Origin of the sequence: Marinobacter xiaoshiensis, from assembly GCF_031631795.1 — a bacterium.
In the GTDB taxonomy this organism is placed as follows: Bacteria; Pseudomonadota; Gammaproteobacteria; order Pseudomonadales; family Oleiphilaceae; genus Marinobacter; species Marinobacter xiaoshiensis.
Genome location: NZ_JAVMBO010000011.1, coordinates 1 through 26,964 on the forward strand (window position 1 = coordinate 1; position 26,964 = coordinate 26,964).

Annotated in this window: 16 protein-coding genes, 2 tRNA genes and 3 rRNA genes; 7 read left to right on the forward strand and 14 right to left on the reverse strand. The window is 53.4% G+C overall.

What is annotated here, in order from left to right:
* Positions 1-23: 23 nt before the first annotated feature.
* The 9 genes from rrf to RKA07_RS09115 all read right to left on the reverse strand — a co-directional run bounded on the left by rrf (position 24) and on the right by RKA07_RS09115 (position 8,440).
* A 5S ribosomal RNA gene (rrf, locus tag RKA07_RS09075) occupies positions 24-139 on the reverse strand.
* A gap of 87 nt (positions 140-226) precedes the next feature.
* Positions 227-3,122, reverse strand: a 23S ribosomal RNA gene (locus RKA07_RS09080).
* Between the two features lie 328 nt (positions 3,123-3,450).
* Positions 3,451-3,526, reverse strand: a tRNA-Ala gene (locus RKA07_RS09085).
* Between the two features lie 96 nt (positions 3,527-3,622).
* Positions 3,623-3,699 (reverse strand) — tRNA-Ile (locus tag RKA07_RS09090).
* A 107-nt stretch (positions 3,700-3,806) separates the two neighbouring features.
* A 16S ribosomal RNA gene (locus RKA07_RS09095) occupies positions 3,807-5,347 on the reverse strand.
* Together the 16S, 23S and 5S rRNA genes with 2 tRNA genes alongside form the textbook arrangement of a ribosomal RNA operon.
* Positions 5,348-5,871: 524 nt before the next feature.
* A complete protein-coding gene (gene purT, locus RKA07_RS09100) occupies positions 5,872-7,068 on the reverse strand; it encodes a formate-dependent phosphoribosylglycinamide formyltransferase (RefSeq protein ID WP_310966167.1) in 1,197 nt (398 codons plus the stop codon).
* Between the two features lie 54 nt (positions 7,069-7,122).
* Positions 7,123-7,305, reverse strand: coding sequence for a DUF1289 domain-containing protein (locus RKA07_RS09105; protein WP_200204070.1), 183 nt, complete (start codon positions 7,303-7,305; stop codon positions 7,123-7,125).
* Positions 7,306-7,317: 12 nt separating this feature from the next.
* Positions 7,318-7,845, reverse strand: a complete 528-nt coding sequence (locus tag RKA07_RS09110; protein ID WP_310966169.1) for a gamma carbonic anhydrase family protein — start codon at positions 7,843-7,845, stop codon at positions 7,318-7,320.
* A gap of 13 nt (positions 7,846-7,858) precedes the next feature.
* On the reverse strand, positions 7,859-8,440 hold the full coding sequence (locus tag RKA07_RS09115; RefSeq protein WP_200204066.1) for an NUDIX hydrolase: 582 nt from the start codon (positions 8,438-8,440) through the stop codon (positions 7,859-7,861).
* Between the two features lie 96 nt (positions 8,441-8,536).
* Between RKA07_RS09115 and RKA07_RS09120 the strand changes: the two genes are divergently transcribed.
* Positions 8,537-9,100 (forward strand): NUDIX hydrolase, encoded by a 564-nt coding sequence (locus RKA07_RS09120; RefSeq protein ID WP_200204064.1) that lies wholly within the window; start codon positions 8,537-8,539, stop codon positions 9,098-9,100.
* On the opposite strand, the gene RKA07_RS09125 is transcribed toward RKA07_RS09120, so the two are convergent.
* Together RKA07_RS09125 and purL are read right to left on the reverse strand one after the other, a co-directional pair.
* Positions 9,095-9,406, reverse strand: a complete 312-nt coding sequence (locus tag RKA07_RS09125; protein WP_200371876.1) for a YqfO family protein — start codon at positions 9,404-9,406, stop codon at positions 9,095-9,097. The two genes, RKA07_RS09120 and RKA07_RS09125, sit on opposite strands and share 6 nt — an antisense overlap.
* A gap of 423 nt (positions 9,407-9,829) precedes the next feature.
* Positions 9,830-13,735: a phosphoribosylformylglycinamidine synthase gene (purL, locus tag RKA07_RS09130; RefSeq protein WP_310966170.1), complete on the reverse strand. Its 3,906-nt coding sequence runs from the start codon at positions 13,733-13,735 to the stop codon at positions 9,830-9,832.
* A 289-nt stretch (positions 13,736-14,024) separates the two neighbouring features.
* Here purL and mltF point away from each other — a divergent pair, with 289 nt between their 5' ends.
* Entirely contained in the window at positions 14,025-15,536 is a 1,512-nt protein-coding gene (gene mltF, locus RKA07_RS09135) for a membrane-bound lytic murein transglycosylase MltF (RefSeq protein WP_417539484.1), read from the forward strand.
* A 3-nt stretch (positions 15,537-15,539) separates the two neighbouring features.
* Here mltF and RKA07_RS09140 read toward each other — a convergent pair whose 3' ends face one another.
* Entirely contained in the window at positions 15,540-16,025 is a 486-nt protein-coding gene (locus tag RKA07_RS09140) for a regulatory protein RecX (RefSeq protein WP_310966172.1), read from the reverse strand.
* 199 nt (positions 16,026-16,224) lie between these two features.
* Here RKA07_RS09140 and RKA07_RS09145 point away from each other — a divergent pair, with 199 nt between their 5' ends.
* Positions 16,225-18,684 carry a DUF349 domain-containing protein gene (locus tag RKA07_RS09145; RefSeq protein ID WP_310966173.1) on the forward strand — a complete coding sequence of 820 codons (2,460 nt, stop codon included), beginning with the start codon at positions 16,225-16,227 and terminating at the stop codon, positions 18,682-18,684.
* 12 nt (positions 18,685-18,696) lie between these two features.
* Here RKA07_RS09145 and RKA07_RS09150 read toward each other — a convergent pair whose 3' ends face one another.
* Positions 18,697-18,960 (reverse strand): late competence development ComFB family protein, encoded by a 264-nt coding sequence (locus RKA07_RS09150; protein WP_310966174.1) that lies wholly within the window; start codon positions 18,958-18,960, stop codon positions 18,697-18,699.
* 210 nt (positions 18,961-19,170) lie between these two features.
* Here RKA07_RS09150 and RKA07_RS09155 point away from each other — a divergent pair, with 210 nt between their 5' ends.
* The 4 genes from RKA07_RS09155 (at position 19,171) to RKA07_RS09170 (ending at position 25,853) form a co-directional block, all read left to right on the forward strand.
* Positions 19,171-20,379 (forward strand): acetyl-CoA C-acetyltransferase, encoded by a 1,209-nt coding sequence (locus tag RKA07_RS09155; protein ID WP_310966175.1) that lies wholly within the window; start codon positions 19,171-19,173, stop codon positions 20,377-20,379.
* 32 nt (positions 20,380-20,411) lie between these two features.
* Positions 20,412-22,562: a 3-hydroxyacyl-CoA dehydrogenase NAD-binding domain-containing protein gene (locus RKA07_RS09160; RefSeq protein ID WP_200371871.1), complete on the forward strand. Its 2,151-nt coding sequence runs from the start codon at positions 20,412-20,414 to the stop codon at positions 22,560-22,562.
* 322 nt (positions 22,563-22,884) lie between these two features.
* Complete coding sequence (locus tag RKA07_RS09165) at positions 22,885-25,056, forward strand: carboxy terminal-processing peptidase (RefSeq protein WP_310966176.1); 2,172 nt, start codon at positions 22,885-22,887, stop codon at positions 25,054-25,056.
* A complete protein-coding gene (locus tag RKA07_RS09170; RefSeq protein WP_227715035.1) occupies positions 25,056-25,853 on the forward strand; it encodes a helix-turn-helix domain-containing protein in 798 nt (265 codons plus the stop codon). Before RKA07_RS09165 ends, RKA07_RS09170 begins: the two co-directional genes overlap by 1 nt.
* Here the strand turns inward: RKA07_RS09170 and mtnA are convergent.
* Positions 25,842-26,939 (reverse strand): S-methyl-5-thioribose-1-phosphate isomerase, encoded by a 1,098-nt coding sequence (mtnA, locus tag RKA07_RS09175; protein WP_200204042.1) that lies wholly within the window; start codon positions 26,937-26,939, stop codon positions 25,842-25,844. The genes RKA07_RS09170 and mtnA overlap by 12 nt on opposite strands.
* Positions 26,940-26,964: the final 25 nt, after the last annotated feature.

Here is a 26,964-nt window from a genome sequence, read left to right on the forward strand (position 1 = left end):
GAAGCTGGGGTTTGGACTTAAGAGTCTGACGATGACCTACTCTCACATGGGCAAATGCCACACTACCATCGGCGCAGGCCTGTTTCACTTCTGAGTTCGGGATGGGATCAGGTGGTTCCAAGCCGCTATGGTCGTCAGACAAAACGGTTGATCACTGGGGGACGGGATAGAACGAGTGTGATGATGATTTTTTCGACGTTATCCAGACAATTGTCTTGGGTGTTATATAGTCAAGCCGCACGAGCAATTAGTATCGGTTAGCTCAACGCCTCGCAGCGCTTACACACCCGACCTATCAACGTCCTGGTCTTGAACGGCTCTTTAGGGACCTCGAGGGTCCAGGGAGATCTCATCTTGGAAGGGGCTTCCCGCTTAGATGCTTTCAGCGGTTATCCTGTCCGAACATAGCTACCGGGCAGTGCCACTGGCGTGACAACCCGAACACCAGAGGTTCGTTCACTCCGGTCCTCTCGTACTAGGAGCAACTTTCCTCAAATCTCCAACGTCCACGGCAGATAGGGACCGAACTGTCTCACGACGTTCTAAACCCAGCTCGCGTACCACTTTAAATGGCGAACAGCCATACCCTTGGGACCGGCTTCAGCCCCAGGATGTGATGAGCCGACATCGAGGTGCCAAACACCGCCGTCGATGTGAACTCTTGGGCGGTATCAGCCTGTTATCCCCGGAGTACCTTTTATCCGTTGAGCGATGGCCCTTCCATACAGAACCACCGGATCACTATGACCTACTTTCGTACCTGCTCGACGTGTCAGTCTCGCAGTTAAGCGGGCTTGTGCCATTACACTAACCGTACGATGTCCGACCGTACTTAGCCCACCTTTGTGCTCCTCCGTTACGCTTTAGGAGGAGACCGCCCCAGTCAAACTACCCACCACACAATGTCCTCGATCCCGATAAGGGACCAGAGTTAGAACCTCAAACATGCCAGGCTGGTATTTCAAGGTTGGCTCCACGCAAACTGGCGTTCACGCTTCAAAGCCTCCCAGCTATCCTACACAAACATATTCAAAGTTCACTGTGAAGCTATAGTAAAGGTTCACGGGGTCTTTCCGTCTAGCCGCGGATACACCGCATCTTCACGGCGATTTCAATTTCACTGAGTCTCGGGTAGAGACAGCGCCCCCATCGTTACGCCATTCGTGCAGGTCGGAACTTACCCGACAAGGAATTTCGCTACCTTAGGACCGTTATAGTTACGGCCGCCGTTTACCGGGGCTTCGATCAAGAGCTTCGCACGAATGCTAACCCCATCAATTAACCTTCCGGCACCGGGCAGGCGTCACACCGTATACGTCCACTTTCGTGTTTGCACAGTGCTGTGTTTTTAATAAACAGTCGCAGGGGCCTGGTATCTTCGACTGGCTTCTGCTCCGTCCGCGAGGAACTTCACATACCACCAGCGTGCCTTCTCCCGAAGTTACGGCACCATTTTGCCTAGTTCCTTTACCCGAGTTCTCTCAAGCGCCTTGGTATTCTCTACCTGACCACCTGTGTCGGTTTGGGGTACGGTCTCGAATAGCCTGAAGCTTAGAAGATTTTCCTGGAAGCAGGGCATCAATGACTTCGCTCCCGTAAAAGGGTGCTCGTCGTCACGTCTCAGGATTGTGGATCCGGATTTGCCTAAACCCACTCCCTACACGCTTAAACCGGGACAACCGTCGCCCGGCTCACCTAGCCTTCTCCGTCTCTCCATCGCAGCTATCCAAGGTACGGAAATATTAATCCGTTTCCCATCGACTACACCTTTCGGTCTCGCCTTAGGGGCCGACTCACCCTGCGCCGATTAGCGTTGCGCAGGAACCCTTGGTCTTCCGGCGTGCGGGTTTTTCACCCGCATTGTCGTTACTCATGTCAGCATTCGCACTTGTGATACCTCCAGCAAGCTTCTCAACTCACCTTCGCAGGCTTACACAACGCTCCCCTACCCCGCATACAAAGTATGCAGCCGCAGCTTCGGTATCCAGTTTGAGCCCCGTTACATCTTCCGCGCAGGCCGACTCGACTAGTGAGCTATTACGCTTTCTTTAAAGGATGGCTGCTTCTAAGCCAACCTCCTAGCTGTCTGAGCCTTCCCACATCGTTTCCCACTTAACTGGAATTTGGGGACCTTAGCTGGCGGTCTGGGTTGTTTCCCTCTTCACGACGGACGTTAGCACCCGCCGTGTGTCTCCCGGATAGTACTCACAGGTATTCGGAGTTTGCATCGGGTTGGTAAGTCGGGATGACCCCCTAGCCGAAACAGTGCTCTACCCCCTGTGGTATTCGTCCGAGGCGCTACCTAAATAGCTTTCGGGGAGAACCAGCTATCTCCGGGCTTGATTAGCCTTTCACTCCGATCCACAAGTCATCCCCTGGCTTTTCAACGACAGTGGGTTCGGTCCTCCAGTTGATGTTACTCAACCTTCAACCTGCTCATGGATAGATCGCCCGGTTTCGGGTCTATGCCCAGCGACTAAATCGCCCTATTCAGACTCGGTTTCCCTACGGCTCCCCTAAACGGTTAACCTCGCCACTGAACATAAGTCGCTGACCCATTATACAAAAGGTACGCCGTCACAGAACAAGTCTGCTCCGACTGCTTGTACGCATACGGTTTCAGGATCTATTTCACTCCCCTCACAGGGGTTCTTTTCGCCTTTCCCTCACGGTACTGGTTCACTATCGGTCAGTCAGGAGTATTTAGCCTTGGAGGATGGTCCCCCCATATTCAGACAGGATACCACGTGTCCCGTCCTACTCGATTTCACTAGACTCAGGTTTCGGATACGGGGCTATCACCCACTATGGCGGCACTTTCCAGAGCCTTCTCCTACCAGTTGTCTAGCTTAAGGGCTAGTCCCCGTTCGCTCGCCGCTACTTAGGGAATCTCGGTTGATTTCTTTTCCTCGGGGTACTTAGATGTTTCAGTTCCCCCGGTTCGCCTCTTACACCTATGTATTCAGTGCAAGATACCCGACCGAAATCGGGTGGGTTTCCCCATTCAGAAATGTCCGGATCACAGCTTGTTTGCCAGCTCCCCGAACCTTATCGCAGGCTTCCACGTCTTTCATCGCCTCTGACTGCCAAGGCATCCACCGTATGCGCTTAGTTGCTTGACTATATAACCCCAAGACAACTGATCACTGATGACACAGAAGACTGACACCTAACCGAAGTTAAGCGACAATGTTCCAGGAACATTCAGAGACAGTCACTCGAAGTCATACACAACCACTTCAACGACAACACCGGATAACGCTTGAAAAAATCGCTATCACATTGAACACATTCTCTCGGAGATAATGAGAAAATGTCTTCGTGTTCTATCTCGTCCAATTTGTTAAAGAGCAAATCTGACCCAGTGATCAGAAAGAAGGATTTCAAACTTCACAGCGTTGAAACACTTGTTTCTGTACACTGACCGAAGTCAGGTGACCAAGTAATATTTGGTGGAGCTAGGCAGGATCGAACTGCCGACCTCCTGCGTGCAAGGCAGGCGCTCTCCCAGCTGAGCTATAGCCCCCAAAAGCTATCTCGTAAAATCGTGTAGATCTAGGCGTGTTCGGACGCCGCATAGCCTGCTATGCAAGTTCGGACACAACGACGAGCTACGCGATTTTGGTGGGTCTGGGTGGACTTGAACCACCGACCTCACCCTTATCAGGGGTGCGCTCTAACCACCTGAGCTACAGACCCGGTTTTGCTTGCCACAGACAAGCCAAGTCGGGCCTGAAAGACCCTTGCTCTCTTTATCAATCAACCAAGTAATTCGTGTGGACTCTGACCGAAGCTTCGACTTCGTTTAAGGAGGTGATCCAGCCCCAGGTTCCCCTAGGGCTACCTTGTTACGACTTCACCCCAGTCATAAACCACACCGTGGTAATCGTCCTCCCGAAGGTTAGACTAACTACTTCTGGTGCAATCTACTCCCATGGTGTGACGGGCGGTGTGTACAAGGCCCGGGAACGTATTCACCGTGACATTCTGATTCACGATTACTAGCGATTCCGACTTCACGGAGTCGAGTTGCAGACTCCGATCCGGACTACGATACGTTTTGTGAGATTAGCTCCCCCTCGCGGGTTTGCAACCCTCTGTACGTACCATTGTAGCACGTGTGTAGCCCTGGCCGTAAGGGCCATGATGACCTGACGTCATCCCCACCTTCCTCCGGTTTGTCACCGGCAGTCTCCCTAGAGTTCTCAGCATTACCTGCTAGCAACTAGGGATAGGGGTTGCGCTCGTTACGGGACTTAACCCAACATCTCACGACACGAGCTGACGACGGCCATGCAGCACCTGTGTCAGAGTTCCCGAAGGCACCAATCCATCTCTGGAAAGTTCTCTGCATGTCAAGGCCAGGTAAGGTTCTTCGCGTTGCGTCGAATTAAACCACATGCTCCACCGCTTGTGCGGGCCCCCGTCAATTCATTTGAGTTTTAACCTTGCGGCCGTACTCCCCAGGCGGTCAACTTAGTGCGTTAGCTGCGCCACTAAGGATTCAAGATCCCCAACGGCTAGTTGACATCGTTTACGGCGTGGACTACCAGGGTATCTAATCCTGTTTGCTCCCCACGCTTTCGCACCTCAGTGTCAGTGTTGGTCCAGGTAGCCGCCTTCGCCACTGGTGTTCCTTCCTATATCTACGCATTTCACCGCTACACAGGAAATTCCACTACCCTCTACCACACTCTAGCCGAGCAGTTCGAAGTGCCGTTCCCAGGTTAAGCCCGGGGCTTTCACATCTCGCTTACTCAACCACCTACGCGCGCTTTACGCCCAGTAATTCCGATTAACGCTTGCACCCTCCGTATTACCGCGGCTGCTGGCACGGAGTTAGCCGGTGCTTCTTCTGTGAGTAACGTCAATCCTTAAAGGTATTAGCTTTAAGGCCTTCCTCCTCACTGAAAGTGCTTTACAACCCGAAAGCCTTCTTCACACACGCGGCATGGCTGGATCAGGGTTTCCCCCATTGTCCAATATTCCCCACTGCTGCCTCCCGTAGGAGTTCGGGCCGTGTCTCAGTCCCGATGTGGCTGATCATCCTCTCAGACCAGCTACGGATCGTCGCCTTGGTGAGCCATTACCCCACCAACTAGCTAATCCGACTTAGGCTCATCCAATAGCGCAAGGTCCGAAGATCCCCTGCTTTCCCCCAAAGGGCGTATGCGGTATTAGCAGCCGTTTCCGACTGTTGTCCCCCACTACTGGGCAGATTCCTAAGCATTACTCACCCGTCCGCCGCTCGTCAGCGGGTAGCAAGCTACCCCTGTTACCGCTCGACTTGCATGTGTTAAGCCTGCCGCCAGCGTTCAATCTGAGCCATGATCAAACTCTTCAGTTTAAATCATATTAAGATCCGAAGACCTTATAACCTTTGCTCAAGACAAAACTCAATTTTCGACGAGTCGCTTGCCTTGGTATTTCTTGTCGAAATACTCCAGCCAGCGCCCACACGAATTACTTGGTCAATTTGTTAAAGAGCGTTTGAGCCGTTGCTCAATCAAGGTGGCGCATTCTACATCGTCTCGCCGCCTTGTCAACCGTTTAATTCGAGAGAAGTTAAAAATGAACCTTTTCGAATCAAACTGTCATTTCTTAATCCAGATGAGCCATTCTACAGCGTTTACTCATCTTGTCAACCACTTGCTCGAAGAAAGCATTTAAAAATCTTCAATTTATTCAAGCGGTTACTCTTTGATCGGAAAGCGTCTCAGATGTGCTCCCCTCGAAAGAGATGCGCATTCTACAGAGCTTGGCGCGGGTGTCAACGGTGCAATGCAACTTTTTATGACTTTATCCCTGTCACGCCGATCTCAAGGTCCACTTTAGCACTTTCATAGATGAACCGGGGCCTTATCATCCCGCTTACAGACGAACCTCGACCGCCCTAACTGCAGCGATTGCTTTGGCCTTTGCCTCTTCTATAGTGGCCCCTTGTGCCAGAGCAACACCCATCCGCCGACGCCCCACGAGTTCAGGCTTACCAAAAAGCCTTAACTGCACATCCGGTACTGCAAGCGCCATGCTCAATCCGCTGAAGGCTACAGATGAGGAATTCCCTTCTGGCAAAATGACCGCTGACGCAGAAGGACCCTGCTGCCGAATAACCGGAACCGGCAATCCGAGTATGGCTCTTGCATGCAAAGCAAACTCCGACAAATCCTGAGATACCAGTGTAACAAGACCAGTATCATGGGGCCGGGGAGACACCTCTGAGAAATACACGTCGTCCCCGCGTATGAACAACTCCACTCCGTATACCCCATAGCCACCCAGATTCTCGGTGATTTTTAAAGCAACGTCACGCGAACGCTCCAGTGCTTTAGCCGACATGGGCTGCGGCTGCCAGGATTCACGGTAATCGCCCTCTTCCTGGCGGTGCCCTATAGGCTCGCAGAAGCTAACGCCGCCGGAGTGCCTGACGGTCAGCAGGGTTATTTCATAATCAAATGTCACAAAGCCTTCAACAATAACCCTACCCTTTCCCGCACGACCGCCTGTTTGCGCGTACTCCCAAGCGGCGTCAATCTCACTTTCATCGCTAACCGTACTCTGCCCTTTACCAGAGGAACTCATTACCGGCTTAACAACGAGGGGCATTCCTATCGCCTTAACCGCTTCCAGGAATGCCTCTTTTGTGTCAACAAACCGGTAAGGCGACGTTTTCACTCCCAGCTCTTCTGCAGCCAGGCGCCGAATCCCTTCCCTGTTCATAGTCAGGTGGGCTGCCCTTGCGGAAGGTATTACCCTATAACCTTCCTGCTCAAGCTTGATCAATTCAGCTGTCGCAATGGCTTCGATTTCGGGCACAATGAGGTCGGGTTTTTCAATCTCGACTATGTTCCTTAAAGCCTGCGCATCCAACATATCTATTACGTGGCTACGATGAGCCACCTGCATGGCGGGGGCGTTCGGGTAACGGTCTGCTGCAACTACCTCAACCCCATACCTCTGCAACTCTATCGCCACTTCTTTGCCAAGCTCACCTGAGCCACACAGCAATACCTTAAAAGCGTTTGCTTTAAGTGGCGTGCCCAGCGTTACATTCCCTACTTCATTCAAACCAGATCCTCCTGCAAGTACCTGAACTCTCTCAGGCATCCTTTTTGCGTTCAGTTAAAGCGCCACTTCCCGCTCCCGCTCAGCGACTTTCACAAGCACAGCTTTACGCTCGCAGTTGGTCATTGATGTCCAGCTCAGGATCTCATCACTGGTGCGCTGACACCCTATACATACATCCCGCTCATCAAGAGCGCATATACTCACGCAGGGCGATCGAACTTTATCCTCAACAGCCATAACAAATTCATCTCAGTTTTTTACAGGCTTCAAGCTTTTCATATAACGGCTTGCATTGTGTACATAGTGCGCGGCACTGAGTTCGAGCATCTTCTTTTGTTGCTCGGTGAGTTCCCTTTTGATTTTTCCCGGCGACCCAACCACCAATGAGCCGTCCGGAACAACCATTCCTTCAGGGATAAGGGTGTTCGCACCAATAAGGCAGTACTTTCCGACCTTGGCACCATTCAAAACAACCGCATTGATACCGATCAGTGAATAGTCCCCAACCTCACAACCGTGAAGCATGGTTTTATGACCAACTGTAACACCCCGCCCTAGCGTCAGCGGGATACCCGGATCTGTGTGGAGAACAGAGCCATCCTGAACGTTTGTCTCTGGTCCAATCGTAATAAGCTCGTTATCTCCACGGATCACCACGTTGAACCAGACACTACTTTTTTCGTGAAGCTCCACATTGCCAATCACCGTCGCATTGTCTGCTACAAACTGACTACTGCCTTTCAACACCGGGGCACGGCCATCCAACTCATAGAGCATTCTATTTTCCTTATTATGTTCGGGGTTTGAGCAAATCGATATCAGCATCGTACACAGCATTTAAAAAATCGACCAGAACCACAGCAGACAAGCCCCAGATTTGATATCGCTCCCACCGATAACAAGGCACATGAATTGTTTGGTCCTGAAACGGTATCGCATCTGTACGTTCGCGCCTGTCTTCCAGAAAGAAAGAAAGAGGCACTCGAAAGACGCTATCAATCTCGCCGGGATTTGGTTCCAACGGATACTCCACAGGCACAACACCAACGTAAGGAGAGACAAGTATCCCGTGACGTGACATCACTTGGCTCAGCGGTGAAATGATTTCCACCTGATCTGGTGGCAGACCAATCTCTTCATGGGTTTCCCGCAGCGCCGTCGCGGCCAACGATAAATCTCCGGGATCCCGCTTCCCCCCGGGGTAGGCAACCTGACCGCGGTGAGTGCTCAAATTTGTAGAACGCAGCGTAAATATCATTTCAGGATTACCAGGATCGTCAGTAACCGGCACAAGGATGCCTGCTTCGGTATAGTTCAGATCGAGCTTCTGAGGCGCATAGCCCGTTAAACGCTGTACAAGTAAATCACGCAAACCGGAACTCCTGAACAAATCTGGTGTTGAATGAGACAGCAGTAGCAACGATCATTAAACTTAACATTCGCTGAATTCAAGTATACGGGGAAAAATATGAAGTACTGCAGCACATGCGGCCATCCGGTTAAACAGCGCATCCCCGAAGGCGACAACCGCCACCGCTATGTGTGCATCAACTGCAGCACAATACACTATCAAAACCCACGCATCATCGCGGGTACAGTGCCAGTATGGGAGGGAAAGATCCTTCTTTGCCGTCGAGCAATTGAACCTCGCTACGGGTACTGGACCCTTCCGGCGGGATACATGGAAAATGCCGAAACAACCGTTGAGGCGGCCGAGCGCGAGACGCTGGAAGAGGCACTGGCCGAAGTTAATATAGACGGCCTTTATTCCATTATCGATGTTCCGCACATAAACCAGGTTCACATGTTCTATCGCGCGACACTAAAAAACGGGAACTTTGGTGCTGGTGAGGAGTCCCTTGAAACCCGCCTGTTTGCTGTGGACGAAATTCCCTGGGGCGATATTTCCTTCCCGACTGTGCGAAAAACCCTGGAACTGTTTCTGGATGACCTGAAGAACGACTCTTTCGGTGTGCACATACGTGATATCCGGCGCCCTATCGCCGCGACCCGAAGCAAAGACGATCTATAATATTTCCATGCGATAAATCTCGTAAGCAGGCTCTTCATAGGGATGGGCCTGCTTGAGCGCCGCAACCGCTTTACGGATTAGTTCATCGGTGCAAACCAGCTCTACCTTGAACTCATCCACAACCTTCAGCGCCCCACTTTCCCCCAAAAAAGGATTGCTACCCTCAAGAGGGCGGAACTGTCCCTGCCCTCTGCACTGCCAGGCGCAAGAATCGTAATCCCCTATGCGTCCTGCCCCGATATCGAAGAGTGCCTGTTTGGTTTTTTCCAAATGTGTCTCCGGCACGAAATAGCATATTTTATACATGAAACCTCCTTTGAGCAGGATATTTTTTGTACAGATTAATGGCTTAGGCACTTACCCACAGATTCTGTGGATAACTCTGGGGAAAGTTTTGGGGAACACCTCTATAAACCCCGTACTTACTGAACTCCCGTTAAATTGGCGACAAATTCACCTGATTCATTAAACCGCTATATTTCAACAGGTTACAACTTTTGTACAAACACTGAACGCCTACGCTCTGCATTGTTCACAGAATGCACAAGACTGAGCTCGCAATGTGCATAAACATAATGAGTCAAGGAGTTTTTTTCCAATATATCCGCATTATTCGCTTGATAAACTCAAAACGCTCAAAATTCAGGCACAAAAAAACCGGCTCCGGAAAGCCCTCCCTTTTGAGGCTCACCAAAGCCGGTTTTTCCAGTCTTTCAACCGATCAGTCCATCAGCTAAACCAGCGTCTGGCATTTCGGAACATGCGAATCCAGGAACCGTCTTCCTGCCAATCCGCGGGTCGCCATGAGTGCTGGACAGCGCGGAACACTCGTTCAGGGTGAGGCATCATAATGGTAATACGACCATCCCGAGTAGTTGCCCCCGCTATGCCATCTTGCGAGCCATTTGGATTATAAGGATAACGCATCGTCGCCTGACCCCGGTTATCCACGAAGCGTAGCGCTACCCGCTCACTTTCTGCGAGCTCTGAAGCAGAAGCACTACCGGAAAACTCTACCCGCCCTTCACCATGAGCGACCGCTATTGGCATACGCGAACCTGCCATTTCTTCCAGGAATGCTGAAGGTGACGACATTACTTCAACCATCGCCAACCGTGCCTCGAACTGCTCCGACTGGTTACGAACGAAACGTGGCCAGCCTTCGCTGCCCGGAATCAATTCGTGCAGATTGGACAACATCTGGCAACCATTACAAACACCCAGCGCGAGAGTGTCCTGGCGGTTGAAGAAAGCGGCAAACTGATCACGAACACGGTCGTTGAACAGAATGGACTTTGCCCAACCTTCACCGGCACCCAGCACATCCCCGTATGAGAACCCGCCACAAGCCACGAGACTATTAAACGTTTCGAGATTCACTCGTCCGGATAGCAGATCGCTCATGTGCACATCGACAGACTCAAAACCAGCCCGATCAAATGCAGCGGCCATCTCAACCTGCCCGTTAACACCCTGCTCACGCAAGACAGCAACTCTCGGGCGAATTCCCTTGTTGATATAAGGCGCAGCAACATCCTCGTTCACATCATAGGTGAGCTCGGCATGAAGCCCAGGGTTATCCGCATCAAGCAGATTATCAAACTCTTCCTGCGCACAATCTGCGTTATCCCTCAGGGACTGAATGCGATAACTGGTCTCAGACCACAGGCGCTGTAGATCCACTCGCGCATCATCTGCAACCATTTCACCTTCAAAGGACAATCGCAGGCGATCCTGATCACTCAATGTGCCCACAACACTGACGTGGTCCCCCAAGCCAGCCGCTGAAAACTGCTGTAGAACGAAATCCGTATCATCCCTGCGCACCTGAATAACTGCGCCCAATTCTTCATTGAACAACTCGCGGACAATCTGACTGGCGTCGTCTGTCAATCCATCCAGTTTGATATCTATACCGGTGCGGCCGGCAAAACTCATTTCAGCAAGAGTCACAAACAATCCGCCATCAGAGCGGTCGTGATAGGCCAGTAGCTTGTCGTCGGCGTTCAATCCCTGAATAACAGCAAAAAACGCTTTGATATCTTCCGGATCGTCGAGATCAGGTGCCACAGCTCCGACCTGACGGTAAACTTGAGCCAAAGCCGACCCACCTAACCGATTCTGCCCAGCGCCCAGATCCACAAGAATCAGATCTGTGTCTCCAGCATCCGTTATCAACTGGGGCGTAAGGGTGCGAGAAACATCGGTAACCGGTGCAAAACCACTGACAATCAACGAGAGAGGCGCGGTTACACTCTTCTGTTCGCCGTTATCCTCTTCCCAAACCGTCTTCATGGACATGGAGTCCTTGCCTACAGGAATGGTTATCCCCAGCTCGGGGCACAACTCCATGCCAACTGCTCGAACTGTTTCGTAGAGGTTCTCGTCCTCTCCCGGGTGGCCTGCGGCTGACATCCAGTTAGCCGACAAGCGAATGTCTGATAATTTGCCAATTGCGGCTGCTGCCAGGTTTGTAATGGCTTCGCCTACAGCCATCCGACCTGATGCGGGCGCATCAATGGCTGCGATCGGTGTACGTTCGCCCATGGCCATGGCTTCACCCGTCAGAACATCAAAAGAGCTTGCCGTAACCGCAACATCACTGACAGGCACCTGCCATGGACCAACCATCTGGTCCCGCGCAACAAGCCCGGTAATCGTGCGGTCACCTATGGTGATCAGGAAGCTCTTGGAGCCCACTGAAGGCAGCCTCAGAACTCTGCGAATGGCCTCATTCAGATCAATCTGGGTGGAGTCAAACAACGGCTTGCTGAACGATGTTCTGTTAATACTCCGGTGCATACGGGGCGGCTTACCGAAAAGCACATCCATCGGAAGATCAACAGGCTTGTCGTTAAAATAGGAATCGCTCAACTCGAGATGATGGGCTTCCGTCGCCTCTCCAATCACGGCATACGGGCAGCGCTCACGACGACACAGCGCGTCGAAAAGCTCCAGATTTTCGGGAGCCACCGCCATGACATACCGTTCCTGAGACTCGTTACACCAGATTTCCAATGGCGACATACCAGGCTCATCGCTGGGAATATCCCGCAACTCAAACTTTCCGCCACGGCCGCCGTCCTTCACCAATTCAGGCATGGCGTTAGAAAGACCACCGGCGCCAACGTCATGGATGAAGCAGAGCGGGTTTTGCTCGCCCATCTGCCAGCAGCGGTCGATCACTTCCTGACAACGCCGTTCCATTTCCGGGTTGTCACGCTGCACGGATGCAAAGTCGAGGTTCTCGTTACTGGAGCCGGAGTCCATAGAGGAAGCAGCACTGCCTCCAAGACCGATAAGCATGGAAGGGCCACCCAACACAATGAGTTTGGCGTCTACAGGTATCTCACCTTTTTCAACATGTTCTGCGCGGATATTTCCAAGGCCACCGGCGATCATGATGGGCTTGTGGTAGCCCCGTACTTCATCACCCGCAGGGCCGGCAACTTTCTCTTCAAATGTACGGAAATAGCCCGCGATATTGGGGCGGCCAAACTCATTATTGAATGCGGCGCCGCCAATGGGGCCTTCAATCATGATATCCAGAGCGGAGGCTATCCGCTCAGGCTTGCCGTAATTGATTTCCCAGGGCTGGGGATCATCTGGCATGTTGAGGTTGGAGACGGTGAACCCCGTCAACCCCGCCTTCGGTTTGGAACCGCGACCGGTTGCGCCCTCATCGCGGATTTCACCGCCGGAGCCGGTTGCCGCGCCAGCCGCAGGGGCAATGGCCGTTGGGTGGTTATGGGTCTCCACCTTCATAAGAATGTGGATGTCTTCCTGATTATATTCGTAAATACCTGTTACCGGATCCGGGAAGAAACGACCACCTCGACTTCCCTGAATAACCGAAGCGTTATCCTTATAGGCAGAGAGCACACCTTCGCTGTTCATCTCATAGGTGTTACGAATCATGGCAAACAGCGACTTTTCCTGGCCCTCACCGTCAATATCCCAGGAGGCATTGAATATTTTGTGGCGGCAATGCTCAGAGTTTGCCTGAGCAAACATCATGAGTTCTACATCGGTAGGATCCCGCTCGAGGCCGACAAAGGACTTCACAAGATAATCGATTTCGTCATCGGCCAGCGCAAGCCCGAGGCGTCTGTTTGCTTCTACCAGCGCAGCTCGACCGCCAGCCAACACTGAAACTCGCTCCAGAGGGCGCGGCTCTTCTCGATTGAACAGCAACTGTGCACCACCCATTTCATGGAAGACTTTCTGGGTCATGCGATCATGCAGCAGCGCTGCAACCTTCTCGCGCTGGTCGAGACCAAGCTTTTTACTCGATTTGATATAGAAGGCCGTGCCGCGCTCTATGCGCTGAATCTGTCGCAAACCGCAGTTGCGCGCAATATCCGTTGCCTTACTGGACCAGGGAGACAAGGTTCCCGGGCGCGGCACAACGAGAAAAAGCACACCATCTGGCTCTTCAGCGGGTACGCTGGGGCCATAAATCAGCAGCCGATCAAGGATGGCCTGCTCGGAATCAGAAAGCACGCCCTCCAGATCCACAAAGTGCATAAACTCGGCATAAACATGCTCAATCTCAGGCACAATGGCCTGAATTCTGGCGTACAGTTTATGGGAACGAAATGGTGAAAGCGCGGGAGCGCCGCGAAGTTCAAGCATGATATCAACCTGTATCGCGCGAAACGGGGAAGTCCGGGTGCATTCTGAGAAGGCGCATATGATACTTGAAAGCTCTGCCGGGATACAGCGCTGGGAAGCTTATTCGATTCGCATAGATTTGACATTATTTTGCGCAGTAATTGATCAGCCTGATTGACGCCTTTGGCTGCAACAGGGATCATTAGCTAGTGGACATGGAGACCACACGCACCAAGACACCGGATGCCGCCAGCCTGTTTGGGCGCATCCCGTTGATCCAGCGGTAACGGAGAACAGGGACTTGCCAAGAATTCTGACTGTATACAATGCAGCAACGGCTTACAGATCGTTCCTCGCCTGCACACTGGCCCTGCTCGCTCTCGCCGGGTGCAGCCAGCCGAGCACCCTGCAGGAAATCCGTAACGAGGGAGTTCTGCACGTTATTACCCGGGTTGCGCCTTCTATCTATTACGAGGGGCGTGAAGGCCCCACAGGCTATGATTACGAACTGGCCAAACTCTTTGCCGACGAATTGGGAGTCGAGCTCCGCCTCCGGGTTGCAGAAGATAACACCGAAATTCTTTCCGTACTTTCCCGTGATTTTGCACACATCGGGCTGGCAGGCCTTTCAGCGCAACCGCTTTTTGAAGGCCAGTACAAGACACTCCCTACCGGCATCATGGCGCAATCAGTCGTTGTTTATAATCGCGATGTGGAGCGGCCCGAATCACTCGCTGACCTGGCGGGGCAGATGCTTCACCTGGTGCCTGACAGCAATCATGAGTATCAGCTTCAAGCCCATACGAACAGTGCACCAGGCGTATCCTGGCAGGTTCACCCGGGGCTGGACGCTGCCGGTATTCTTGCGCGCGTTGAAACTGGCGAGCTCTCCTACGCCGTAGTCTCATCCAATGAACTGGAGCTGAACCACGTCTTTTTTCCCCAGGTCAAACAAGCGTTTGCACTTGGCGATGCCAGCGAACTGGCATGGTTACTTCCGGCGAGCCAGGACGACTCGTTGGTGAATGCAGCGAAAGCATTTATCGAAAAAATGCAGGCTAACGGCATCACCGCTCAGCTTTCAGAGCGTTTTTATGGCCACCTGGATCACCTGAACTATGTCGGTGCCCGCACCTTCATGCATCATGTGGAAAACCGACTGCCTACATATGAGTCTCTTTTCAGAGATAACGCCGCCATATTTAATATGGACTGGCGACTGCTCGCAGCTATTGGCTACCAGGAATCACACTGGCGCCCTAATGCAGTTTCCCCGACCGGGGTCCGCGGGCTGATGATGCTCACGCGCAACACCGCAAACTACATTGGCATCAACAATCGACTGGACGCGGAAGAGAGCATCCAGGGTGGTGCCAAATACTTCCGAATGGTGCACCGGAGAATTCCCGAGCGTATAGCAGAGCCCGATCGCACCTGGTTCGCTCTGGCATCCTACAATGTTGGCTACGGACACCTTGAGGATGCCCGCAGGCTTACCGAAAATGCCGGTAAAAACCCCGACCGCTGGATGGATGTAAAAGAATTCTTGCCACTACTTGCCCAAAAAGAGTGGTACAAACAGACACGCTACGGGTATGCCCGCGGCCATGAGCCCGTTCTCTATGTGCAGAATATCCGCAGGTACTACGACGTGCTCGCCCGGATGATGGAGCCTACGAAAAGCATAGCTGCCTCGGCCTCCCCATTTGTTGGTCTGGAACAGAGCGCGAATGAAAACTCTTCAAGAGAGCTGGCAGGAGACGGAGCAGGCATGAGAGCTAGCCTACCCCCTGAGCTTGGAATGATACCGCCAACGCTTTAGCACCTAAAAGCCAAGATCAGCCGCATCACTGACTTCCAACACGCGCTCTACCTGGCTGGCCGTGAACCCCCGACGAGTGAAGAAGCGGGCTTGCCGGAGCCTTTCATCCCAGTCATCGCCAAGATCCGACAGCCCGAAACGCTTCTCCCTCAGCAAAAGCGCATTTCGGATCCAATCCGCATCAGCAAGCTCGTCGACGCAGGCCGGCGCATGACGAATACCGCGTTGCTGCAACTCAGCGAGCACTTTCAAGGGACCATACCCCAGATCAATTCGTTGGCGGGAATAGACATCCGCAAACCGGTTGTCATCCAACCAGCCTTCGCTTTCATAGTCGTCCAAAACCAATGAGATGATAGAAGCTTCAAGCTTCCGCTGACGTAATTTCAGCGCCAACTCCTGCCGGCTGTGCTCTCGCCGAGCAAGCAACCTCAACGCCACCGACCGCACTTTGTATTCCTGTTCGTCGCTATTTTCCTGTTTTGCCATTCAACCCTTCCCGCAAACGCTCACAAAACGCTAGACTAGCTCCGATTTTATAATGTCGACGCAGATTTTTGGCTTTTAATACCCGAAGCTGCGACAAACGTGTCCGGCACTCTAAACCTGAATTTACGAGAGCCGATGGCCGGTGCCGGCTTACTTTGCCCGACACCGCAGACTGGTTTCAATCCCTAAGGATAACGTCATGGCTGCATTCCTCCAGAAACTGTTCAAATCCCGCAAACCTGTCGTATCGGGCCGCAAAGCGCCAGATCGCCCGCACCCTCCGGCAGAGCCAGTAGAGGACAAACGCGCAGAGTTAAGGGAAGAGCAGCTACAAATGCTGCAGGGCACACCGAGCCAGGAAATTGCGGCAAACCTCGCCATTGAGGGTTCAACAGCAGACATTCGGCTTAGGGCCGCCGACCTCGTGCAGGATGGTGATCTCCTGCAGCGCGTACAAAAGCAGGCCAAAAGCCGCGACAAGGGCGTGTATCAGCTAGTACGGCAAAAGCTGCAGTCTATCAGGGAAGAACAGGCCATAAAGGATGCCATTTCGGACACTATCTCGACACTGATCCGTAATGCCCACGATCAGGCTAAAAGCGACGACACCAGCCTGTTTGAAGCCCGCCTGGAAACACTTCTCAACCAGTGGGCGAAGGTAGAGGGCAGCGCGACACCCGATCAGACAAACGATTTCCTTAAGTCCGTACACCGCTGCAGAGAGCGGCTAGCCGAGGTAAAAGCAGCGCAGGATGCAGAAAAACTCGAGATTGAGCAGCGACTTCAGCGCGACGAAACCCTCGAACTGATTGCGCAAACCCTGAATGATCTCCGGCAACAACCCACAGACAATCTCGCGTCACTTGCATCACTGGACGCACTCCAGAAAACGCAGGAAAACCGCTGGCTGGAGGCTACCCGCGAGACTCACGTAGACAAGCAGCAACAGAAATCCTATGAAATGTCGATGATGGCGCTCCGCAATTACACCAGCGCAGTCCGCCATATCACCCAGACAAAAGAATCACTGATTGCCATCTCGGAGACCAATATTCAGGAGGCAACCCCTGAAGACCAGAAGCGCGCGTCAGATATCCTTGCTGAGATTAATTGGCCTCAAGGCTTCCCTGCCCCAGACATGCTGGAACCCGCACGCAAGCTGGCCGGCAAGCCCAAGGCTCCGGCAAAGACCAGCGAGGATAACAAGCAGCAACAGGTGTCGTCGGAAAACCTGAAAGCCACGCTGGATCAACTGGAAGAAGCCCTCGAAGCCAAGCGCCTCAAGAGTTCCCGTGAACTCCTGAAAACCGCCCAACAGCAATTGAAATCCCTTGACCACCGCCATAGCAAGGGGTTTCAGCCTCGAGTACAACTGCTCACTGGCCAGCTCCGGGAGCTAACGGATTGGCAAGGATTTGCCACTGAACCCAAACAGATAGCTCTGTGTGAACAGATGGAGTATCTGGCCGAACAGTCCATGGAACCAGAAGCTAAATCCGAGCGCATAAAAGACCTTCAAAAAGAATGGCGGGAACTGGGCGGGTCATCAGATCGCATCTTGTGGGCACGTTTCAAACAGGCCTCCGACAAAGCATATGAGCCCTGCAAAGCCTACTTCAAAGCCAAGTCAGGCCTGAAACAGGCGAACCTGGATAAGCGCAAAACGATCTGCGCCGAGTTGGAGCTTTTTGTAAACGGCGCAGACTGGAACAGCATAGACTGGAAGGCCGTCGAGCATATTCTTCAAACCGCCCGCCAGGAATGGAAATCTGCCTGGCCGGTGGAATTCCGGGATAACCGGCAGGTGCAGAAGCAGTTCGATGACCTCCTGAAAAAGCTTGAAGCACCTATCGAACAAGAGCGTCAAAAGAATGAAGCCCTGAAGCTGGCGATTGTTGAACAGGCACAGGCTTTGACAGCCCACGAACCGCTGCAAGAGGCCATGAACAAGGCAAAAGCACTGCAGTCAGACTGGAAAGCGGTTGGTATTACCCGTCACCGCGAAGACCGCAAGTTGTGGCAGGCGTTCCGTAAGGCCTGCGATGAAATCTTTGCGCGCCGGGAAGCCCAGCGTACGGAACAGGAACTCGCGGCAAAAGAGGCCGATTCAGCAGCGGAAGCCTTGCTGCATCAGGTTGCGAGTGTCGGCTCTGATCAGGATGAGCAGTCGCTGGAAAAAGCCATTGCGGATCTTCGCAGCATTGATGCCGCTCAGACGTCAGCAGCAGTGAGGGAACAGATTCAGCAAGAAAAGCAACGATTGACCCAAGCGGTTGCAGCACAGAAGCTCAAAGCAGGCATCGCAGAATGGCAGGCTCTCGTGTTAGCACGCGCGGACGGCGATCTGGACACGGGTGCTTTGCCAGATCGGTGGGCAGCACTTGCGGGGACTGCGGGCGAATTGGAAGACCAGGAAATCGTTATTCGCGCAGAGATTCTTGCCGGCATACCCTCTCCGGATGCAGAACAGACAAAACGTATGGAAATTCAGGTCCAGCGGCTGGCCGAAGGCATGGGCTCCATGGAAAAAGCGGACAATGCCTTGCAAAGCATAGAGGGCCTTGTCGCAGGCTGGTGCCTCAAGGCCCCTGACGAAGGAACCGATCCGTCGCTGGCAAACCGCTTGAATAGGGCACTGGACAGCCTGATTGCAAGTTAAGCCTCGAGAGCTTCACTCTCGCTGATGCTCCCTTACAAACTCCCTGGCATTCTTGACGGCTGCCAGGGAGCTGTCTTTCATACCTCTGAGTTCTTCGTCCGCCAAATAGAACATCATATCGATGGTGTGCCGGTAGTATCGGGAAGGCAGCCGGTTCAAGGCCACACACATAACATCAGTCAAAAAATCTGCAGTGTCCCCCGGCTCCCTCGTCGCCTCAATTGCATCCATCACCAAGCGTTCGTAAAAATTGTCGATAGCATTACTGAAAGACATGGCGTTGCCCCCCCTTAAGCCCATTTTGAGCATCCGCAAAACCTCTGACCCAACCCTAAACATAGAAGTCGCAGCCTCGCCTGTCACTACCTCTGAGCAATTTTGCCAACGCGATTGGCAGGTGGCGTCATTACCCACATAGCTATCAAAGGGATATGGTGACGTTTCTCGAAAGTAAATCCCCAAGCAATAAACACCAGAGGACAAGCAATGACCACCGAGGCGTATATCTTCGATGCGGTCCGCACTCCCAGAGGGCGTGGCAAGAAAGACGGATCACTGCACAGTGTAAAACCCATTACGTTATTGACCACTGTGCTCAATGCGCTGCAAGAGAGAAATAATCTCGATACCTCTCAGGTAGACGATATTGTTCTCGGTTGCGTTACCGCCGTTGGCGACCAAGGTGCTGATATCGCCAAAACAGCAGCACTCGCGGCTGATTGGGACGAGAAAGTCGCTGGTGTTACCCTCAACCGATTCTGCGCATCCGGCCTCGAAGCCGTTAACCTGGCGGCCATGAAAGTCCGCTCCGGCTGGGAAGACCTGGTTGTTGCCGGTGGTGTGGAGTCCATGTCCCGCATTCCTATGGGTTCTGATGGCGGCGCTTGGGCTATGGACCCGCACACCAACATGCACACAGGCTTCATGCCTCAGGGGATTGGCGCCGACCTTATTGCCACCCTGGAAGGCTTTAGCCGTGAAGACGTCGACGCCTTCGCAGTCAAATCCCAGCAAAAAGCGGCGAATGCCTGGAAGAACGGCTACTTTGCCAAGTCTATCGTTCCTGTTACCGACCAAAATGGCGTCGTAATTCTTGATCGCGATGAGCACGTTCGCGGTGACACCACCCTTGAGTCTCTTTCTGGCCTCAGACCCTCTTTCCAGATGATGGGAGAAATGGGCTTTAACAGTGTGGCTCGTGAAAAATATCACTATGTAGAGACAATTAATCACGTGCACCATGCCGGTAACTCTTCTGGCATGGTAGATGGTGCAACTGGACTGCTGATCGGTAGTGAAGCCAAGGGTAAAGCCTTGGGCCTGAAACCCCGAGCCCGCATCGTTGCCACCGCTGTCACCAGCACTGATCCCACTATCATGCTGACCGGTCCTGCCCCGGCATCGCTAAAAGCGTTAGAGAAGGCAGGCATGACTGTTGACCAGATCGACCTGTTTGAAGTTAACGAAGCCTTTGCCTCCGTGGTAATGCGCTTCCAGAAGGAACTTTCGGTTCCGGATGAAAAAGTGAACGTTAACGGCGGTGCAATCGCCATGGGCCACCCTCTCGGCGCCACAGGCGCAATGATTGTGGGCACTCTGCTGGACGAACTGGAGCGCCGTAATCTGCGCTTTGGTCTGGCGACGCTATGCGTCGGCGGCGGCATGGGCATAGCCACCATCATTGAGCGGGTCTGAACCCCACACTTTTTCTAATAGGAGAACCGATTATGAGTGCCATCCGTTATGAACTGGGTTCAGATCAGATTCTGACCCTTACCATTGATATGCCGGGCCAGTCCGCAAACACCATGAATGCGGCATTCCGGGAAGCCCTTGATGAGACTGTTGCCAAAGTTCAAGGCGATCTGGAAAACATTCGAGGCATCATTGTTACTTCTGCCAAGAAAACCTTTTTTGCCGGCGGCGACCTGAATGAAATTCACAAAGTCACCCGTGACGATGCCCAGTACTTTGAAGACATGGTCAACGGCATGAAGGCCCAGATGCGCGCACTGGAGACTTGTGGCAAGCCTGTTGTAGCAGCCATCAACGGTACTGCGCTGGGGGGCGGCTTCGAAATTGCCCTGGCATGCCACCACCGAGTTGTGCTGAACAACAACAGCATTCAGCTGGGTCTTCCAGAAGTCTCACTGGGCCTGCTGCCAGGCGGTGGTGGCACTCAACGCTTGCCCCGTATGATTGGCCTTGAAGCGGCATTCCCGCTGCTGATGGAAGGCAAAAAACTGCGCCCATCTGCCGCCTTGAAAGCAGGCATTATTGACGAGCTAGCCGACTCCCCTGAGGACATGATGGCCAAGGCTCGTGCGTTTATCGATGCCAACCCCAAGTGCCAGCAGCCCTGGGATCAGAAAGGCTACAAAATGCCAGGTGGCGCACCTCACCACCCTGCAATGGCACAGAAACTGCCAATTGTACCGGCCATGCTGAAGCAGAAGACCAAAGGCTGCTACCCGGCACCTGAGTGCATTCTGGCCGCAGCCGTTGAAGGTGCCCAGGTAGACTTCGATAGTGGCAGCCTGATTGAAACCCGTTATTTTGCCGAACTGGTAATTGGCCAGGTTGCCAAGAACATGACGGGCACCTTCTGGTTCCAGCTGAATGATATTAATTCAGGCGGAAGCCGTCCTGAAGGCGTAGAGAAAGAAACCTTTAAAAAGGTGGGTGTACTGGGCGCAGGAATGATGGGCGCTGGTATCGCTTACTCCACCGCTATCCGCGGTATAGAGGTGGTGCTTAAAGACGTCACTGTCGAAGGCGCTGAAAAAGGCAAAAGCTACTCCGAAAACCTGCTGGCCAAACAAGTTAGCCGTGGCCGCATGACCGAAGAGAAGAAAGCGGAAATCCTGGGCCGAATCAAGGCTACAGACTCTGCTAGCGACCTCGAAGGTTGCGATCTTGTGATTGAGGCTGTGTTTGAGGACAGCGATCTGAAAGCCAAGGTTACCGCCGAGGCTGAACCGAAGCTGGTCAGCAACGGCATTTTCGCATCCAACACCTCCACTATTCCCATTACCCAACTGGCCGAAGCTTCCGCCAAGCCCGAGAACTTTATCGGGCTGCACTTTTTCTCGCCTGTAGACAAAATGCCGCTGGTGGAAATCATTGTTGGCGAAAAGACGTCAGACGAGACGCTAGCAAGAGCGTTCGACTATGTTCAGCAAATCGGCAAAACACCGGTGGTTGTGAACGACAGCCGCGGCTTTTTCACATCCCGAGTTTTCGGCACCTTTGTTAACGAAGGAATCTGTATGCTTGGCGAGGGTATTCACCCCTCAAGCATCGAGAATGCCGGCTTGCTTGCAGGCATGCCTGTCGGCCCGCTGACCATTTCCGATGAAGTCAGCATGACTCTGATGCACCTCGTTCGCAGCCAAAGTAAAAAGGATACGGAAGCTGCCGGCGGTACATGGAAGCCCCACCCTGCAGAAGCGATCATTGACCAGATGGTTAACGACCATGGCCGCCCAGGTAAGGCTGCCGGTGCCGGTTTCTACGAGTACCCCGCCAAAGGCAAAAAGTACCTGTGGCCAGAGCTTGAAACTCTCTATGTGGACAAAGAAAAAGCTCGCAAGGTGGAGCTGCAGGAACTGAAAGACCGGATTCTGTTCATTCAGGCCATTGAAACAGTTCGCTGCCTGGAAGAAGGCGTGCTGCGCACCGTGGAAGATGCCAACATTGGCAGTATCTTCGGTATCGGCTATGCACCCTGGACAGGCGGCTCCATACAGTTCATTAACCAGTATGGTGTGAGAGCTTTCGCAGAAAGAGCCAAAGAGCTGGCTGCAGCTTACGGTGAGCGATTTGCACCACCCGCGCTGCTGCTTGAGCACGCGGAGCAGGAAAAGCCCTTCGTTTGAAGGTGCCGCGCGGCGGAGGACACTGTCCTCCGCCGCACGCTCTACCTGTAAATACCGATACAAATCCCTCAGCGTGCCCATGTTCACGTGGCACCATGTTCCACTGACCATCACCCCCAGCTCGCAAATATCCTCCTCTACTCTTTTGATTCCCGCTGCTTTTATGGCTAAAAAAGGCCGAGTCATGGACAGATTGTCACGAACCGATACGTCATACCTATAGCAACGGGTGTAGCCCTTGCCTACAATAAATCAATCAGCCCACGGGTTAACCGGTTCCAGATCTGTCTGGCAGGTACCCAGCATCGTCAGGTATCTATCTATGACCACCGCGGAAAAAACATCTGTTCGTCGCGCACCGTTCAAAGCCGGCCGGATGGGTGTATGCAAAGCGCTTACCGTCGCCCTGCTGCTCTCAGCACCTTTCAGTGCTCAGGCGAAAGCGGTCGAACCGGAGATCTATACCCCGGTTGCACCAACGATTGACCAAGCGCGCGCCAATATTCTTATTGCCAGGCAACTGCAGTTCACCCATTTCCGCGACCTGGGCATCAGCGACAAGCTTTCTGGCGATGTGTTCGACGCTTATCTGAACTATCTCGACGGCCAACGAGTCTATTTGACCGGCGGCGACATTGAGACGATGAGCAAAGTCAGAAACCGACTGGGATCTGCCCTCAAAACCGGCCAACTGCAGCCAGGTTTTGATATCTACAACCTGGTTCAACAGCGGATTATCGAGCGCCTGCAATTCGCGCTGGAAACCCTTGACGATGGCATCGAAAAGCTGGACTTCACCACCAATGAGACCATCCTGCTTGATCGTTCAGAAGCCGAGTGGGAGCCAGACCGGCAGGCACTGGATGCCCTATGGGTCAAGCGCATCAAAAACGCCGTATTGGCCCAACGGCTTAACGGTGCCGACGACGATGATATAATCGATACGCTCCAGCGCCGCTACGAAGGCCAGTTGAAGCGCGCCTATCAGGCCCGTAGCGAGGATGCTTTCCAGGCCTACATGAATGCTTTTGCCGGAATGTGGGACCCGCACACTTCCTATTTTTCACCGCGCACTTCTGAAAACTTCAACATTAATATGAGCCTTTCCCTTGAAGGTATCGGTGCGGTTCTGCAGGCGGACAACGAGTACACCAAAGTAGTCAGGCTGGTTCCCGGCGGTCCTGCATCCAAGCAAGGACAGCTCAAGCCCGCCGACAGAATTGTTTCCGTTGCCCAAGAAAATGAAAAACCGGTTAACGTGATCGGATGGCGACTGGATGAAGTGGTCGACCTCATTCGGGGCCCACGCAATTCAGTGGTAACACTGGAAGTCGTTCCTGCCAGCTCAAGTGATGAAACCCTGACCAAATCCATCTCCATCAACCGCGATGAAGTGAAGCTGGAAGAGCAAAGCGCCAGTAAAGACACCATCGAACTTGATCGCAATGGCCAGAAATACACTGTCGGGGTGATTACCATTCCCACATTCTATGCTGATTTCCGCGCCATGCAGGCCGGCGACCCCAACTACAAGAGCACGACCCGTGACGTGCGGAAGCTTATTGCAGAACTCCAGCAAGAAGGAGTCGATGGCCTGGTAATGGATTTGCGCAATAATGGCGGCGGTGCCTTGCACGAGGCGAATGATCTGGTTGGTCTGTTCATCGACACTGGCCCAACCGTGCAGATTCGCAACTCTAGCAACGAGGTTCAGGTTCTCAATGACGACGATGCCTCCGTTGCCTACGATGGGCCTCTGGTCGTGCTAACCAACCGTATGAGCGCCTCGGCTTCCGAGATTTTTGCGGGTGCGATTCAGGATTATGGCCGCGGCCTGGTAGTTGGCTCACAAACCTTTGGCAAGGGCACGGTGCAGGCCGTTCGCCCTCTTAACCATGGGCAGCTGAAAATTACCCAATCAAAATTCTATCGGGTATCTGGCGGGTCCACCCAGCACAAAGGCGTGATTCCGGATATAGAGATTCCTTCCCGTATCGATAAAACCCGTATTGGTGAAGACGCGCTGGATCATGCCCTGCCCTGGGATCAGATCGACGCAGTCCCCCATACCCGCTACTTCGATTTCAGCGGCATTATTGAAGAGCTCCGCAAGCGCCATGACGATCGTTTTGCCAAGAGCCCGGATTTCAGGCTCCTGCAGCAGGAAATCGACTTCCTGAATGAACAGCGCCAGAGGGAAACCGTGAGTCTTAATCTGGATGAGCGCACCGTTCAGCAAGAGCAAATAGAGCGAACCCGGCTGACCATTGCCAATGCTCGCCGGGAACTGCGTGGCGACGAGCCTTTTGAGTCTCTGGAAGAGCTTGAAGACTGGCAAGATCAGCAAGCTGCAGATCTCGGGTCTACCGATGAAGAGCTCGACTTCGTGATTCGCGAAGGCGGTGACATCATGGCGGATATGCTGGAGCTGGATAAGCGCATGGCCTCCATTCTTACCCCACAGCAGTTTGCTGCTCAGGCGGAAGCACTGTAATGGGCCAGAAAGCTGACAAACCGGTAGCCAACGACCAGGAGCGTCAGCACAAAGCGCGAGCCATGCAGGATATGCTGCTGGATGCGCTGCACGCCATGCGCTCCCAGGAAGAAGTGGATGTGCTGCGCAAACCGGCAGCGCCTGCTTCGGAAAAAGCGCCTGAAGGCATTATTGACCGCCTTGCCAGCCTCACCGGATCGGCCTTCCGCTTCGGCGCTCGCGCTACGGACACGTCTTTGCGGGTAGGTCGAGCACTGATCAATTCCCAGGACCAACTCCGGGCCATGCTGGTAGCCGGGCAGTCTCTCAAGGATATTCGTGAAGTAGCCGGGCTGACACTCTCGGAAATGAGTGAAGCCCTCGACCTCCGTGACAAGTCCGTTCTTGAAGCCATAGAGAACGGCACGGCAACCCTCTCCTTTGAGCTTATTCTACGTTTGACCGCCCTTATCGCGCGGAATGATCCCATCCCGTTTATTATGCGAACCACCCGGAACTACAACCCGGAAGTTTGGCAAATCCTGAATGACTGGGGTGTGGCAAGAGTCCCCTTGCAGTTTGAGCGGGAACGGGAGTTCATCAATATCTTCCGCCGGCATGACTCGGCACGAACGCTCTCGGATGAAGGCTTTCGTAAGGTTCTGGATTTCACACGGCAGAGTTTTGAGATGTCACTGCACTTTGCAGAAGATCAGGAAAAGCAGGTGGCGGAGCTGCGGGAGAGCCTTGCAAAGCAAAGCAGCGAACTGCCAGACAGCAGCAAAGCCGCCACCGGAAAAAAACCCTCAGCCAAATAGCCCGTGCATTCCTGAAGTACCCGGATTCTGAACCACGCCTTTTTCCGTTACGATCAGATCAATCAGGTTTGCAGGCGTTACATCGAACACCGGGTTGAACACAGGCACGCCTTCCGGTGCCAGTGCAATGCCTCTTATCTCTCGAACCTCTTTGCCGTCCCGCTCTTCAATCGGGATTTCTGCACCTGATTTCAACGCCATATCCACGGTGCTGGAGGGTGCCACAACCATAAATCCGACCTTGTGATGCCGTGCCAATACCGCAAGGCTGTAGGTGCCAATTTTGTTGGCCACATCGCCATTAGCGGTAATCCTGTCGGCACCCACGATGATCCACCGTACCTCACCCGTTGCAAGAATCGCTGCCGCTGCGCCATCCGCATTCAGAGTTACCGGGATACCATCCCGCACTAATTCCCACGCAGTAAGGCGGCTACCCTGCAGCCAAGGCCGGGTTTCATCCGCGTACACTTGTTTTAGCAGCTGTTTCTCATGCAGCCGGCGGATAACGCCCAATGCGGTGCCGTAGCCTCCAGTTGCAAGCGCGCCTGTGTTGCAGTGGGTAAGAACCGAGACAGGTGAAGAGTTGCCAGAAGAAAGCCCCATTGCTTCGAGGGCGTGATCTGCCATGGCGAGGTTTGCTGCAAGATCTTCTTCATGAATGGCAACGGCTTCACCCTCCAGCCGCTGCCGTGCTTCATCGAGAGCTACACAACCCTCAAGCACCCGTTCCATTCGCTGCAAGGCCCAGAACAGATTCACAGCCGTTGGCCTTGAAGCCGCTAACTCCCGGATAGCCATTTTGACCTCAGCTTGCCAGTCATCGCCTTCAGCCTTCCGGGCAGCCAGTGCTACCCCATATGCGGCACTGATACCGATCGCCGGGGCTCCGCGCACCACCATGTCGTGAATGCTTTGCGCGACACCGGCTGCGGTCTCCAGGGTTATCCAGTGTTCCTGAGCTGGTAACAGCCGCTGATCCAGTAATTCCAGTCTGGCCCCCTGCCACCGAAGGGCAACCGTGCCTGCCGATCGCGGATCAGAACAAGGGGTATGTAAAGAAGGGGATTCTTTGGGATTATTCATCGTCTGGCTCCGCTTTCACAACGCT

What these genes read in the sequence shown, in the direction of transcription:
- RKA07_RS09165 (WP_310966176.1), top strand. Translation starts at nt 22,885, where the DNA reads ATGACCACCGCGGAAAAAACATCTGTTCGTCGCGCACCGTTCAAAGCC.
- mtnA (WP_200204042.1), bottom strand. Translation starts at nt 26,939, where the DNA reads ATGAATAATCCCAAAGAATCCCCTTCTTTACATACCCCTTGTTCTGAT.
- RKA07_RS09110 (WP_310966169.1), bottom strand. Translation starts at nt 7,845, where the DNA reads ATGCTCTATGAGTTGGATGGCCGTGCCCCGGTGTTGAAAGGCAGTAGT.
- purL (WP_310966170.1), bottom strand. Translation starts at nt 13,735, where the DNA reads ATGCTTGAACTTCGCGGCGCTCCCGCGCTTTCACCATTTCGTTCCCAT.
- RKA07_RS09150 (WP_310966174.1), bottom strand. Translation starts at nt 18,960, where the DNA reads ATGTCTTTCAGTAATGCTATCGACAATTTTTACGAACGCTTGGTGATG.
- RKA07_RS09105 (WP_200204070.1), bottom strand. Translation starts at nt 7,305, where the DNA reads ATGGCTGTTGAGGATAAAGTTCGATCGCCCTGCGTGAGTATATGCGCT.
- RKA07_RS09155 (WP_310966175.1), top strand. Translation starts at nt 19,171, where the DNA reads ATGACCACCGAGGCGTATATCTTCGATGCGGTCCGCACTCCCAGAGGG.
- RKA07_RS09140 (WP_310966172.1), bottom strand. Translation starts at nt 16,025, where the DNA reads ATGGCAAAACAGGAAAATAGCGACGAACAGGAATACAAAGTGCGGTCG.
- RKA07_RS09170 (WP_227715035.1), top strand. Translation starts at nt 25,056, where the DNA reads ATGGGCCAGAAAGCTGACAAACCGGTAGCCAACGACCAGGAGCGTCAG.
- RKA07_RS09160 (WP_200371871.1), top strand. Translation starts at nt 20,412, where the DNA reads ATGAGTGCCATCCGTTATGAACTGGGTTCAGATCAGATTCTGACCCTT.
- RKA07_RS09125 (WP_200371876.1), bottom strand. Translation starts at nt 9,406, where the DNA reads ATGTATAAAATATGCTATTTCGTGCCGGAGACACATTTGGAAAAAACC.
- RKA07_RS09120 (WP_200204064.1), top strand. Translation starts at nt 8,537, where the DNA reads ATGAAGTACTGCAGCACATGCGGCCATCCGGTTAAACAGCGCATCCCC.
- RKA07_RS09145 (WP_310966173.1), top strand. Translation starts at nt 16,225, where the DNA reads ATGGCTGCATTCCTCCAGAAACTGTTCAAATCCCGCAAACCTGTCGTA.